This is a genomic window from Campylobacter concisus, from assembly GCF_050447445.1.
Lineage (GTDB): Bacteria > Campylobacterota > Campylobacteria > Campylobacterales > Campylobacteraceae > Campylobacter_A > Campylobacter_A concisus_BI.
Genome location: NZ_JALMFW010000001.1, coordinates 762,300 through 775,770 on the forward strand (window position 1 = coordinate 762,300; position 13,471 = coordinate 775,770).

The following is a 13,471-nucleotide window of genomic DNA, read 5'->3' on the forward strand; positions in this document are numbered from 1 at the left end:
TTTATTTTTGCAAAGTCACATTTTGCTCGCTTAAGGCTTCTTCTTTTTCGTCTTCTTGTCTTATATCATCGTACCTTGCTTTGGCGTTTTCATAAACACCAACTGGTAGGCTTATGTTTAAATCGTCCCTTAAGCTCATCACGTCATCACAAGCATTTTGGTAGCCAAGGTCGCAGCTTTTCATATAATAACTCACGCCAAGCTCGATATTTGAGTGCTTTTTTAGATCACTATCCATCTGCTCGTTTATCTCTTCATTTACAAACATATCACCCAAAGCCTCGCATGAAAGCACATCTTTTTGCTCACAACCATCATAAAAAATTTCATATGCAGTTGCGTAATCTCCGGCATTTAGTGCCTCAATGCCTCTGTCATAATCATCAATATCAAAGCCAAATGCCAAATTTAAAGCTAGGATTAAAAAAACTATCTTTTTCATATAAAGCTCGGTGCGTCGTTTGAAAATAGTATGAGATCGCCAGCACGCGTATTTTGAGCTAGAATTTCTTGCATTTTATTTTTATCCTTTAAAATGATGATCTTTGGCTTTATTATGTGTTTTAGCAAAACTTCGGCATTTAGCGAGCTTGTAATGATGACAAGGTCGAAAATTTCATTTATTACCTTGGCTAAATTTGCATTTTGCTCCGCATCACTCTCGACAATGCCTGGTGTTAGCAGAACTTTTCTACCAGCGTAGGTGCTTACAAGCTCGTAGCTTGCGCTCATACCTGAGAAATTTCCATTAAAGCTATCATCAATTATCAGCTTGCCACCAGCCTCGATCTTGTTTAAGCGGTGCTCGACGTTTTTCATCTTAGATAGCGCTCTATCTACCGCCTCATCGCTCATTTTTAGGTATTTTGCCGCCTTTATACAAACGGCTAAATTTGTAGCATTAAATTTACCAAGCAGCGGCGAAGCGTAGTTTTTGCCATCAAGCATAAATAAAATTCCATCTAAATTTGCATTGATATCTTTTAGACTTTCATCGTAAATTTCTAAATTTTGGCTTGGCTCTTTCTTTGTCGAGCTATGTAAAAATGCCATTTGCAAACGGTTGCTTTGAAGTGCTTCAAGCTTGGTAGAGCGGATATTATCAAGTGTTTTAAAGTACTCAATGTGTTGCGCGCCGATCTCGCCAACAATGACGATTTGCGGGTTTAGAAATTTTGTGATCTCTAGGATGTCGCCCTTTAGCCTAGCGCCTGCTTCTGCGATGTAAATTTGCGTTTGCTCGTTTAAATTTTCATTGATATCTTTGATGATGCCAGCCATTGTATTTACGCTGCGAGGTGTTTTGTAGCAGTCAAAGCTATCTTTTAAAATTTCAAATAAGAAATTTTTGATGCTAGTTTTGCCGTAGCTTGCTGTGATCAAGATGATTTTTAGATCTTTATTTGCACCCAGTTTTTTAAGCGCCTTGTTTTTAAAGCCTTGAAATTTAATCTTTTCTAAAATTTCACTAAAAAATAGGCTCACAACCAAGACAAAAAGTGGCATAGGAGCCAAAAACGCCTTGTGGATGATGAAATTTAGAGCGTAGTTTAGGATAATAGCACAAGCAAGGATCACAAAAAAGTGCTTGATCCTGGCGGTAAAGACTAGCTTTTTATCAAGTTTTTTGTGCCAAAGATAAAGAGCTGGCAAAAGCGCAAAGTAAAAATAGATGAAAAACCACTTACCAGTCGTATAAAATAGCACCAACGGCACAATAAAGAAAAAGGCGTGCCAAGCAGGCTTTGTGAAGTGAAAGAGCACGCGCTCAGGCCTATATGAAAACCACTGAAAGCAAGTGATCACATAAAAAGCGAGCGCAAAGATAAATAAAACTGTGCTTATGCTTAAAAATATACTCATCTTATCTCCTCAATCCCACTCTCATCATCATCTAGCACGACATTTTTTGCTTCATTTGGCTCAAAATTTATCCCTTTTTCTATCTCTTCGCTTATAAATTTAGCGTGAAGCAAAAAGAAAAAATGATCACCATTAAGCGGAAAAAATGAACTATTTTTTATGAGCTTATGTATACTCTCTCCGCTTGTTACGGGCGTTGCCTTGTCATTTTCGCCCCAAAATATCAAAGCCTTGCCACCAAAGCTGGCAAAATGCTTTGTAAAATCCTCATCAACAACGTTTTTTAGGGTCTCATACATCACTCTACTCATACCACTTACATCTTTTGTAGCAAAGAGTTTATAAAATTTTCCAAATCCAAAAAGCTTAAAAATTTTAAAAATAGCGATCTTTGCGCGCACGATAAATGGCTTTTTGACAACTATGCCAGCTGAGCTCAAAAGCACAAGATATGGCGGCTTTAGAAGCGTTGCGACCTTGCCACCAAAGCTATGACCTACTATAATATCTGGCTTTATGCCAAGCTCAGCGCAAAAATTTTCAACGATTTTTGCATAATCACTTGTTTTTAAAGGATCAGTAATTGAGCTTTTACCAAAACCTGGCATATCGATATAAACGTGGCAAAACTCATTTAGATAGTGCCCAAAAGCCTTTTTCATTATCTCTTTGTTTGCACCCCAGCCGTGCAAGAAAAGCACTATTTTTTTGCATTTCGGATTTACTACTTCGTAGCTGATCTCATACTCGTCTGAGCCGTACTTTACCGCCCTACTCGCCATCGTTCTCTCTTTTTTTTGCAGTATAAATGCTCTCAAGCACACTCACTGCTTCGCAAAGGCGCTCATACTCTTCCATATTTAAAAGCACTGCTTCAAATTTATTATTTTTTACAATAACCGCTCTTTTTAATTCATTAGCTCCCACACGAGAGAGTACCGAACTAAAATTTCTAACCACTTCAGTTGCTGTATAAATTTCATCTTTTGTAAAAGTTACCATTGTCGCTCTTTGTGTAAAATTTTACGTAAAATATCACAAACTACTTTATAATCTACTAAATGGTCTAAATTTTCCCGCGACATTTTACTGAAGTGATTGAGTTTATAAAGCTATAATCGATCTTTATATTACGCTCTCTTGGAAGTGAGTTTGCAAGAGCATTTAAAGTGCTCTCAAAATCCTCAAATAGATAGTTTGCAAGGCTTCCTGGATTTGGATTTATCTCATTTAAATAGACCTCATCATCTATCACAAAAAAGTCGCATCTAATGATCGCTCCGTCAAATCCACAATCATAAATTTTTGAAAAGTTAAATTTAAGCTTTTGCTTTAGCTCTTCAGAAATTTCAGCCTCTTTTACCTTGTTTTCATTTGAAAAGCTAAGATATTTCTGCTCGTAGTCAAGAAATTCTTTCTTTTTTGGCTCTTCGATGATAGAAAATTTTATCTTTCCATCTATCTTACAGCCTGCGAGGTTATACTCTTTTACTCCCTTTATAAAAGGCTCGACAAGCACATCCTTATCAAACTCAAATGCCACGTCTTTTGCATAAGCTAGCTCGCTAGCGTCATGCACTATGTTTACACCAATGCTACTTCCAAGTCTTGCTGGCTTTAAGATAATAGGATAGTGAAATTTTGGCTGGCTCTCACGAGTTAGCATCTCATAGTCAAGCGCCTTTACGCCAGCTTTTTGCGCTAGAAATTTAGTAAGCTCTTTGTTGTAGCTAAGTGCGCTTGCTTCAAGCCTTGGACCTATATATTTGACCCCGTAAAAGTCAAAAAGTGCCGCTATCTTGCCATCTTCGCCGTCCATGCCGTGGATCAAATTTATAATGACGTCGCACTCTACTTTTTTATCGCCAAAAAGAGAGTGTATGAAAAATCCGCCTTTAGATAAAATGAGCTTTTTTGAATTTTTGTATTTACCAGAGCTAAAGAAATTTGCTCTCATATCTTTCTCTTCGATAAGATAAAAATCTCTATTTGCGTCGCAGAATATAAATTTTAGCTCTTGTTTTAGGACATTTTTTAAAACTATCGCACTAACTATGCTTATCTCATGTTCATAGCTCTTTGCTCCAAATATCACACCTAAATTCATCTTTTTAATCCTTATCCTAATTTCTTTAATGCTTCTTTTATAAGATCACTCGTATTTTCACTCTTACAATCAGGCAAAATTTTCACTATCTTCTCACGTTTAAAGCCAAGCGCCTCAAGTGCCAAAAGTGCCTCATTTTGGTAGCTTGGCACACTCTCGTCACTTATTAGCTTTGCGTCGCTTAGCTCGGCTATAATGCGTCTAGCAGTCTTTGGTCCGATGCCTGGTACACTTTTAAAGGTATCTGCATCGCCGCTTATTATGGCATTTGTAAATGCTTGTGAGCTTAGACTTGAACAAACTGCCATAGCCGTGCTAGCTCCGATGCCATTTAGCTTTATTAGCATCTCAAACATCTTTTGCTCGTTTGCATCCAAAAAGCCATAAAGTAAATTTGCGTCCTCTCTTATGATCTGCGTTATGGCAAGCTCGACTTTTTCACCTTTACTAAGTTTGGCCGAGCAAAAAAGCGAGATAAAAATTCCATAGCTTACGCCGCTATTTGTCTTTAATATCACAAATGCAGGGTCTTTTTTGCTGACGACACCTTCGATCGCTTTTATCATCATTTAACCTTTTATTCTTAGAAATTTGTATCTGTGTAGTCTTCTAATTTATTTGACTTTTTGATCTTATACTCAGCCTCATCGCCATCGCCGATCTTCTCCAAAGTAATGGCATGAGCGGTTTCATTTTGCTTTGAGATATAAGTGACATTTTGTGGAGGATCAACGATAACAAATCTAATCTCATTTAGTTCAACCCAGTTGCCTCTATTTATCACCTTTGCAGAAAATATTCCATTTTGCATGATCTCAAGCTCATCTTTTAGAGTAGCTAGCAACTCTTTTTTATCTTTAAAAATTTTTAACAAAGTGTTGTATTCATTGACTAGACCTTGATACTCTTTTAGCTTTTTCATAAAGGTAACTGGCGGTATCACTTTAGCTTTTGAGAGCTCTTCTACCTTTGCTTTTATGGTATAAATCGAGTCTTTATTTTCATTTATGACATTTTTCTTTGTTTCAATATTTTTTAGAAGCGAAGCAAGCTCTACTTTTGTATTTTCGATCTTATTTAATTGCTCTTGCGTAGCCTCAGCACTTTCAGGCATTTTGCTAGTATCGATTATAAATTTATTGTCAGTGCCTCTTAGATATCTTACGTCTATTAAGTGTGAAGCTGTGATAGTGCAGTTTGAGCCAAGCGTATTTATTTGGATATTTTGAGCGGTTATAGAGCCACCAACGACGCTATTTATCTTAACCCTTTTTGCTACGACATTTCCGCCTTCTAGCCTATCTATCTCGACATTTTCAGCTTCAACCTTACCGATATGGATAGAAATTTTTGCATTCTTTGCATAAATTTTAGCCTTTTGGTGTGTCTGACCGCCTATTATTACTTCATTTGCTTTAACCATCGCATTTGCACCGACATTTCCTTTTACCTCGATCTCGTCAGCCTCCACGATGATACCAGTACCGATGGCATCTTTTATAGTGTCAGTTTCCCTAACCACCAAAGTCACATTTGTATCAGTGCCTGCTTGAATAGAGCCAGTTGTTTTAAAATTTGCCTCATTTATCTCTATGCGCTCTTCAATATCAAATGAGCCATTTTTCTCAACTACATATCCTGATTTTTTAGCGATATATATTATGCTATCGTCATTTTCTACTCTCTCTATATTTTCGCTTATGCTTATCTCTTTGCCGGTATCTTCTTTTGGCTTTTCTACCGCTAATAATTTGCCTCTCGCATCACGGCCATTTTGCCCTTCGTGAGACTTTTTCTCTTCCATTATCACTTCATCTTGTGCCACGCCAAAAACAAAACCTCTATCAGCGTAATCAACCTTATCTTCCTCTTTTATCGCATCAAGTTTATCTTTGTAGTAGTAAAGTATCTTTGCATCGGTAGCTTTTTTTGGATTTATACCTTGTGTTATGTTTAGCATGTAGTCTTTATCAAGTTCGCCCTTTACATGCACAACTGAGGCGATTTGTTTTAGCTCGTCTTTTAGTTTGCCGATCCTTATACCTATTAAAATTTGAGCTTTCATAAGCTGTTTGGCGATATATTCAAAAAGTTTATCTTCGTAATGCTGTTCGTATTCACAATCTTTTGTAGCTTTTACCTTTGCGATTACTTTTGTAACTGTTGAATTTACACCTATTTCTATCTTTGGAAGCTTTGGCACAGCATTTAGCCTAACATCAAAAAATTCCACGTCATAGACCTGCTCGATCTCTAGTGTCTCGTCAAGATAAAAAGTATTATCATCAAAAAAGTCTAAATTTTCTTCAGGGACAAAAACTGGCTCTTCATTATCTTTATTTTTATAATAAGTCAAAATATCTAAAATTTTAAAATCTATAAATTCTACCGGTACGCTGTGTTGCTTGCTTAGCTCTTTAAGCGATATATAAGGCGTTGAAGTTTGAATTTGCGTTGGCGGTAAAAATCTCTCGTTTTCTTGCACGTTCTCGCTCAAAATTGATCCATTTCACATAAAATTTGGCTCTTATTATCGCCAAAATTTTATTAAATTTGGGTTATGTAAGCTTTAAAGCATCTTTTGTTACTATTGCGTTTTAATTTTTTACTAGGCAGGCGATGTTTATAAAAGGCTTTTTTTCAAACTCGGTTGGCATTATGGTTTCAAGAATTCTTGGACTTATAAGAGACCTTTTAACAGCTTCCATCCTTGGAGCTGGCATATTTAGCGATCTTTTTTTTATAGCATTTAAGATACCAAATTTATTTCGCCGCATCTTTGGCGAAGGCGCCTTTACCCAAGCCTTTTTACCAAATTTTACAAATAGCAAGAAAAAAGCGATTTTTCAAGCTGAAATTTTCATCAAATTTCTACTTTTTATAGGCGCATTGACGCTTCTTGTAAATTTATTTACGCCATACTTTATAAAGATCATCGCAAGCGGTTTAAGCGAACAAAATATCACAGACGCAGTGCCGCTTGTACGTATAAATTTTTACTATCTAGCTCTTGTTTATATCGTTACTTTTATGGGCGCGCTGCTTCAGTATAAAGGGCACTTTGCAACGACTGCATTTTCTACTGCGCTACTAAATTTAGCCATGATCGCTTCACTACTTTTGGCTCGTGGCAAGAGCGAGAGCGTGGTCGCACTTTATCTTAGCTTTGGCGTCGTTGCAGGCGGCATTTTGCAGGTTTTGGTGCATCTAATCGCTATGAAATTTAACGCCTTAAATAAAATTTTCTGGGGCGGTCTAAGCGGATATTTTAAAGGCAAAAAAGCTAGTAGCAAAGGCTTTTTCATAAATTTCTACCACGGCTTACTTGGCTCAAGTGCGATGCAGATAAGCGCATTTATGGACACTTGGCTAGCGAGCTTTTTGGTAAGTGGCTCGATAAGCTACCTCTTTTATGCAAATAGAATTTTTCAGCTTCCGCTTGCCATCTTTGCGATCGCGCTCTCTCAGGCACTCTTTCCAAAGATCACTAGACTTTTAAAGCAAAAAGATGAGGCAAACGCCCTAGTTTGGACGAAAAAGAGCTTTTACCTGCTACTTTGCGCCCTGCTAGCTGCCACGATCGCAGGCGTAGTGCTGAGTGAGTTTATCATCTGGCTCTTGTTTGAGAGAGGGAATTTTGTAAGGGCAAACACGACCGAGTGCGCCAAGGTGCTAAGTGCCTATTTGGTGGGGCTTACGCCATTTGGACTGGCTAAAATTTTCTCACTTTGGCTCTATGCAAATATGAAGCAAAAAGAGGCGGCCAAAATTTCTATCATCTGCCTTGTGATAAATTTGATCCTAGCGGTCATTTTGATGCAGAAATTTGGAGCTGCTGGCCTTGCATTTGCAAGCTCGCTTGGGGGATTTTTACAGCTTATTTTATACATTAGAGCCTTTGGAGCTAAGCGATTTTTAGCTATAATCGAGCCTAAATTTATAGCCGCTATCACTATTTTAGCGGTTTTGCTCTATTTTGGTTTAACATTTTTAAAGGATATATTTAATGCGAATTTTTGATACTTCTAAAAGAGAAAAGGTTGAGTTTAGCCCTATTAAAGATGGTGAAGTTAGCATCTATCTGTGCGGTCCAACGGTCTATGACGACGCGCATTTGGGACATGCAAAGTCAGCCGTTAGCTTTGATCTTTTAAGAAGGGTCTTAAAAGCGCTTGGCTACAAGGTCAAATTTGCAAGAAACTACACCGATATCGATGATAAAATTTTAAACAAAATGGCGCAGACCGGTCAAAGCCTAGAGGAGATCACAAACAAATATATAGCGCACTACGAGAGCGATATGAAGGCTCTAAATGTGCTTGATCCAGACTTTAAACCAAAGGCTACGCAGTGCTTGGAGGCGATCATTAGCTATATCGAGCTACTTATGCAAAAAGGGGCGGCGTATAAGACTAGTGATGGAATTTACTTTGACACGAGCAAGGATAGTGGCTATTTTAGCATCAGCGGCAAGGATAACAATACTGATCTAATCGCCAGAGTGGCAAGTTTTGGCGAGAAAAGAGATGAAAAAGACTTCGTGCTTTGGAAATTTGACGAAAAATGGTACGAGAGTCCATTTGGCAAGGGTCGCCCTGGCTGGCACACCGAGTGCGTGGCGATGATAAGGGAGTTTTTAAGCGATAAAGAAAATGATAAATTTGAGATCGACATCCACGCTGGTGGCATCGACCTACTCTTTCCGCACCACGAAAATGAGGCGAGCCAGTGCAGATGTGCCTATCATAAAAATTTGAGCAAATACTGGATGCACAACGGCTTTATAAAGGTAAATAACGAAAAGATGAGCAAGAGCCTAAATAACAGCTTTTTCGTAAAGGACGCCCTAAAAAACGTTCATGGCGAAGTGCTTAGATATTACTTGCTTACGAGCCATTACAGGGCGCATTTTAATTACTCCAACGATGATCTTGCGGCTTCTAAAAAGAGGTTAGATAAAATTTACCGCCTCAAAAAAAGAGTTGATGGCGTGCAAGCAGGTGCTATAAACGAGAACTTTAAAAGCGAGCTACTTGAAGCGCTAAGTGATGATCTAAACGCTTCAAAAGCGCTTGCAAGCATCGATGAGTTTGTAAAAACGGCAAATGAAAGACTTGATAATAACCCAAAAGATAAAGCCTATAAGGCCGAAGTGGTGGCAAATTTAGAGCTCATAGGCGAAATTTTAGGCATTGCTATAACAAACTATGTGGAGTATTTTCAGTTTGGTGTAAGCGATGAGCAAAAAGAGCAGATAAAAAGGCTTCTTGATGAGCGCGCGGTAGCTAAAAAAGAGAGAAATTTCGCAAGGGCTGATGAGATAAGAGATGAGCTTTCCAGCCTAAATATCTCTATCATGGATACGCCAAATGGCGCAGTTTGGGAGAAAAACAATGACTAACTTTGGCTTAAAAGATGTACTAAAACGCTTTGGTCCATATTTTAAAGACTACATCCCACACTTTATCTTAGCCTTCATCGGCATGGGGCTTGCAAGTGGCGGAACAGCGGTCAGTGCGTACCTGGTGGAGCCAGTACTTAATAAAATTTTTGTTGAAAAAAATGAAACACTGCTTTATTTGTTACCATGTGCGATCATTGCTATTTATCTGTTAAAAAATGTTGGAACTTTTATGCAGGCCTATTTTACGGCATATATCGGTCAAGATACGATTAGAAGATTTCGTGAAAAGATGGTCGAAAATTTACTAAATTTGGACATGAAATTTTTTAATGATTTTAGAACAGGAGAGCTAATAAGCAGAACCACGAACGATATAGAGCGCATAAGATCGATAGTTTCAAGCATCGTACCCGAGCTTATTAGAGAGCTTGTAACTATCTTGGGTCTGCTTTGTGTAGTCATCTATCAAAGCCCTAAATTAGCCTTTTTTGCACTTGTTGTTATGCCAATAGCGATTTATCCGATCTCGCGCCTTGCTAAAAAGATGAAAAAAATCTCAAAAAAATCACAAGAAAAGACATCTGATATCACCTCAGCATTGAGTGAAATTTTTACAAATATCGAGATCATCAAGGCAAATAATGCCCAAAAATACGAGCACTCACGTTTCGTTGAAGAAAATAACAAATTTTTTAAGTTAAACCTTAAAACCGTAAAAATCGAGCAACTAGTAAGCCCACTAATGGAAACAATTGGCTCAATTGGCGTAGCTGCAGTCATCATAATAGGCGGCAAAGACGTCATCGATGAAAATATAAACATGGGCGCTTTTTTTTCATTTTTAACTGCACTTTTCATGCTCTACACCCCGCTAAAACGTATCGTAAATATATACAATAAAATGCAAGATGCGATCGCCGCAAGCGAGAGAACATTTTTCTTGATGGATAAAGTAAGCGAGATAAAAGATGGCGAAAAAGAGCTAAGTGAAGAGATAAGACTTATCAAATTTAACAACGTATGTCTAAACTACGGCGACAAAGAGGTCTTAAAAGGGATAAATTTGGAGGCTCACAAGTCAGAATTTATAGCTCTTGTTGGCTCAAGTGGTGGAGGAAAAACCTCGCTTATGAATCTGCTAATGAGATTTTACGACGTAAATAGTGGCGAAATTTTAATAAACGATACAAATTTAAAAGATATCAAGATCCACTCACTTCGCCAAAATATCGGCCTTGTAACCCAGCGTGTCTATATTTTTAATGATACAATCGCTAAAAATGTAGCTTATGGCAGAGAATTTGACGAAGATGCTGTTGTAAACGCTTTAAAAATGGCAAATGCTTACGAGTTTGTGAGTAAGCTTGATGATGGTATCCACACCATTTTAAACGAATTTGGCACCAACCTATCAGGCGGTCAAAGACAGCGCATCGCTATAGCTAGAGCACTTTATCAAAATCCACAAATTCTCATCTTTGACGAGGCTACTTCAGCACTTGATAATGAGAGTGAAAAAGAGATCACAAAGGCTATAAACAACCTCAGAAGCAAAAAGATCATCTTTGTCATCGCTCACCGTCTAAGTACGGTTGAGAGTGCTGATAAGATCGCGCTTTTGTGTGATGGAAGGATAGTTGACACTGGAAGCGATGAAGAACTTAGCAAAAGAAATGAAATTTATGCAAAACTTAAAGGCAAAGCCTTAGTTTAAGGCGATTTTTGCTAAGATTTGCACAAAATTTTAGGCATTTTAAAGAGGTTAAAATGAGCTTAAACTACGAAACTTTAAAATCTATATTTTTTAAATTTGATCCTGAAACTGCCCATAAAATCGTAGAATTTGCAATGGTCGGATCAAATAAAATTTTTCCAGGATCATTAAGCTTTGTAGCAAATAAGTGTGTGGTCGATGACAATGCGCTAAAACAAAATTTATTCTCATGCACTTATCACAATCCAGTTGGCATAGCTGGAGGCTTTGATAAAAATGCCACAATGTTTGAAGCACTCACGGCTCTTGGATTTGGGTATTTAGAATTTGGCACATTTACTCCAAAACCTCAACCTGGAAACGATAAACCAAGACTTTTTAGGCTCATAGACGAAGAAAGCATCCAAAATGCGATGGGCTTTAACAACGATGGCTGTGAGGCTATTAAAAATAGAGTCAAAAAACTTTATCCTTACACTTTACCTATCTGGGCAAATATCGGTAAAAACAAGGTTACACCAAACGAAGATGCGATAAAAGACTATGAAATTTTAGTAAGAGAATTTAGCGAAATTTGCGATACTTTTGTCATAAATGTCTCATCGCCAAATACTCCAAATTTAAGAGCCTTGCAAGATGAGAGCTTCATAAAAGAGCTTTTCAGTGTCATTTTACCACTTACCAAAAAACCAATCATCTTTAAAATCGCTCCAGATATGAGTCACGAAGATGCGATCAGGCTTTGTAGTTGCGCGGTAGAAAACGGTGCTAGCGGCGTGCTTGTTTCAAATACAAGTGTTGATTACTCGCTCTCTCACTCATCAAATTTAAAGGATTTTGGCGGACTAAGCGGTAAGGTGATCGCTAAAAAGTCAAAAGAGATATTTAAAGCTGTAGCAAACGAGCTTTATGGTAAGACGACGCTTATCGCATGCGGCGGCATAGATAGCGGTGCAGAGGCCTATGAGCGCATAAAAATGGGAGCAAATTTAGTGCAAATTTTTACAAGCTTTATCTTTAAAGGGCCGATGATCGCAAGGGATATAAATTTAGAAATTTTAGAACTTTTAAAAAGAGATGGCTTTGCTTCTATCAGCGAAGCAGTCGGCGCAGACGTTAAAAAATAGAGGGCAAGAGATTGATAAAATTTAATAAATTTAAACTAGAAAATGGACTTGAGATTTATCACGTACCAGTAAATCCGGGCTCAAAAGTGATAAGCGTCGATGTCTTTTATAAAGTTGGATCAAGAAATGAAGTGATGGGTAAAAGCGGCATCGCTCACATGCTAGAGCATCTAAATTTTAAATCAACCAAAAATTTACGAGCTGGGGAGTTTGACGAGATCGTAAAAGGCTTTGGTGGCGTAAATAACGCAAGTACAGGCTTTGACTATACCCACTACTTTATAAAAGCTTCAAATGAAAATTTAGACAAAACGCTTGGTCTTTTTGCTGAGCTTATGAAAAATTTAAGCCTAAAAGACAAAGAATTTCAGCCAGAGCGAGACGTGGTGCATGAAGAACGCAGGTGGCGAACAGACAACAATCCTATGGGATACCTCTACTTTAGACTCTACAATCACGCATTTATCTACCACCCATACCACTGGACGCCAATAGGCTTTATAAAAGATATCGAAAACTGGAATATCTCCGACATAAAAGAATTTCACGCTACATACTATCAGCCAAAAAATGCGGTTTTGATGATAAGTGGCGATATAGACAAAGATGAAGCATTTAAACTAACCAAGAAAAATTTCACAAAAATAAAAAACAAAAGAGCCATCCCAAAAACTCACTGTAAAGAACCTGAGCAAGATGGAGCTAGAAGAGCCATTATCTACAAAGATAGCCAAACACAAATGCTAGCGATCGCTTACAAAATCCCAAATTTTAAACACGGCGATCAAGTAGGTCTAAATGCGATCAGTGAATATCTAGCTACTGGTAAAAGCTCTATTTTGCAGCAGCGCCTAGTCGATGAGCTAATGCTTGTAAATCAAATTTATGCTTATAATATGAGCTGCATTGATGAAAATTTATTTATATTTTTAGCAGTTTGCAACCCAGACGTTGAGGCGAGCGTGGTTGAGGCTGAAATTTTAAAGGTTATAGAGGATATTAAAAGCAAACCTATCGACAAAGATGATGTTTTAAGAGTTAAAAATTTGATAAAAACTGATTTTATATACTCATTTGAGAGTGCAAGTAAGGTTGCAAATTTATATGGCTCATACCTTGCTAGAGGCGATATAAAGCCACTTTACGAGCTTGAAAAAAATATCGATAAAATTGATGCAAAACTTTTAAAAGAGATAGCAAATAAATATTTTAATGAAAAAACCAGCACAACAATAATATTAAAAAAGGAATAAACG

Annotated in this window: 12 protein-coding genes; 5 read left to right on the forward strand and 7 right to left on the reverse strand. The window is 37.6% G+C overall.

Going from position 1 to position 13,471, the window contains the following annotated elements; all coding sequences use genetic code 11:
- Position 1: 1 nt before the first annotated feature.
- From MTT30_RS03935 to MTT30_RS03965, 7 genes are all read right to left on the reverse strand, one after another.
- A complete protein-coding gene (locus MTT30_RS03935; RefSeq protein ID WP_429801052.1) occupies positions 2-442 on the reverse strand; it encodes a hypothetical protein in 441 nt (146 codons plus the stop codon).
- A complete protein-coding gene (locus tag MTT30_RS03940; protein WP_429801053.1) occupies positions 439-1,863 on the reverse strand; it encodes a Mur ligase family protein in 1,425 nt (474 codons plus the stop codon). The genes MTT30_RS03935 and MTT30_RS03940 overlap by 4 nt, the downstream gene beginning before the upstream one ends.
- Positions 1,860-2,645, reverse strand: coding sequence for an alpha/beta fold hydrolase (locus MTT30_RS03945; RefSeq protein WP_194168761.1), 786 nt, complete (start codon positions 2,643-2,645; stop codon positions 1,860-1,862). Before MTT30_RS03945 ends, MTT30_RS03940 begins: the two co-directional genes overlap by 4 nt.
- Entirely contained in the window at positions 2,635-2,865 is a 231-nt protein-coding gene (locus MTT30_RS03950) for a type II toxin-antitoxin system Phd/YefM family antitoxin (protein WP_021091404.1), read from the reverse strand. Before MTT30_RS03950 ends, MTT30_RS03945 begins: the two co-directional genes overlap by 11 nt.
- A 64-nt stretch (positions 2,866-2,929) precedes the next feature.
- Entirely contained in the window at positions 2,930-3,970 is a 1,041-nt protein-coding gene (locus MTT30_RS03955) for a D-alanine--D-alanine ligase (RefSeq protein ID WP_194168762.1), read from the reverse strand.
- An 11-nt stretch (positions 3,971-3,981) separates the two neighbouring features.
- Positions 3,982-4,536, reverse strand: a complete 555-nt coding sequence (gene ruvA, locus MTT30_RS03960) for a Holliday junction branch migration protein RuvA (RefSeq protein WP_194168763.1) — start codon at positions 4,534-4,536, stop codon at positions 3,982-3,984.
- A 17-nt stretch (positions 4,537-4,553) separates the two neighbouring features.
- The gene (locus tag MTT30_RS03965) at positions 4,554-6,467 is read right to left on the reverse strand and encodes a flagellar assembly protein A (protein WP_429801054.1); all 1,914 of its coding nucleotides are present in this window, start codon (positions 6,465-6,467) and stop codon (positions 4,554-4,556) included.
- Positions 6,468-6,589: 122 nt separating this feature from the next.
- Here MTT30_RS03965 and murJ point away from each other — a divergent pair, with 122 nt between their 5' ends.
- The 5 genes from murJ to MTT30_RS03990 are packed head-to-tail and all read left to right on the forward strand — an operon-like array spanning position 6,590 to position 13,468.
- Positions 6,590-7,990: a murein biosynthesis integral membrane protein MurJ gene (murJ, locus tag MTT30_RS03970; RefSeq protein WP_429801055.1), complete on the forward strand. Its 1,401-nt coding sequence runs from the start codon at positions 6,590-6,592 to the stop codon at positions 7,988-7,990.
- Positions 7,977-9,371 carry a cysteine--tRNA ligase gene (gene cysS, locus MTT30_RS03975; RefSeq protein WP_429801056.1) on the forward strand — a complete coding sequence of 465 codons (1,395 nt, stop codon included), beginning with the start codon at positions 7,977-7,979 and terminating at the stop codon, positions 9,369-9,371. Before murJ ends, cysS begins: the two co-directional genes overlap by 14 nt.
- Positions 9,364-11,088, forward strand: a complete 1,725-nt coding sequence (locus MTT30_RS03980; protein ID WP_429801057.1) for an ABC transporter ATP-binding protein — start codon at positions 9,364-9,366, stop codon at positions 11,086-11,088. The genes cysS and MTT30_RS03980 overlap by 8 nt, the downstream gene beginning before the upstream one ends.
- A gap of 53 nt (positions 11,089-11,141) precedes the next feature.
- Complete coding sequence (locus MTT30_RS03985) at positions 11,142-12,215, forward strand: quinone-dependent dihydroorotate dehydrogenase (protein WP_429801807.1); 1,074 nt, start codon at positions 11,142-11,144, stop codon at positions 12,213-12,215.
- An 11-nt stretch (positions 12,216-12,226) separates the two neighbouring features.
- Positions 12,227-13,468, forward strand: a complete 1,242-nt coding sequence (locus MTT30_RS03990; RefSeq protein ID WP_429801058.1) for a M16 family metallopeptidase — start codon at positions 12,227-12,229, stop codon at positions 13,466-13,468.
- The last annotated feature ends 3 nt before the right edge of the window (positions 13,469-13,471 follow it).

What these genes read in the sequence shown, in the direction of transcription:
- MTT30_RS03935 (WP_429801052.1), bottom strand. Translation starts at nt 442, where the DNA reads ATGAAAAAGATAGTTTTTTTAATCCTAGCTTTAAATTTGGCATTTGGC.
- MTT30_RS03940 (WP_429801053.1), bottom strand. Translation starts at nt 1,863, where the DNA reads ATGAGTATATTTTTAAGCATAAGCACAGTTTTATTTATCTTTGCGCTC.
- MTT30_RS03945 (WP_194168761.1), bottom strand. Translation starts at nt 2,645, where the DNA reads ATGGCGAGTAGGGCGGTAAAGTACGGCTCAGACGAGTATGAGATCAGC.
- MTT30_RS03950 (WP_021091404.1), bottom strand. Translation starts at nt 2,865, where the DNA reads ATGGTAACTTTTACAAAAGATGAAATTTATACAGCAACTGAAGTGGTT.
- MTT30_RS03955 (WP_194168762.1), bottom strand. Translation starts at nt 3,970, where the DNA reads ATGAATTTAGGTGTGATATTTGGAGCAAAGAGCTATGAACATGAGATA.
- ruvA (WP_194168763.1), bottom strand. Translation starts at nt 4,536, where the DNA reads ATGATAAAAGCGATCGAAGGTGTCGTCAGCAAAAAAGACCCTGCATTT.
- murJ (WP_429801055.1), top strand. Translation starts at nt 6,590, where the DNA reads ATGTTTATAAAAGGCTTTTTTTCAAACTCGGTTGGCATTATGGTTTCA.
- cysS (WP_429801056.1), top strand. Translation starts at nt 7,977, where the DNA reads ATGCGAATTTTTGATACTTCTAAAAGAGAAAAGGTTGAGTTTAGCCCT.
- MTT30_RS03980 (WP_429801057.1), top strand. Translation starts at nt 9,364, where the DNA reads ATGACTAACTTTGGCTTAAAAGATGTACTAAAACGCTTTGGTCCATAT.
- MTT30_RS03985 (WP_429801807.1), top strand. Translation starts at nt 11,142, where the DNA reads ATGAGCTTAAACTACGAAACTTTAAAATCTATATTTTTTAAATTTGAT.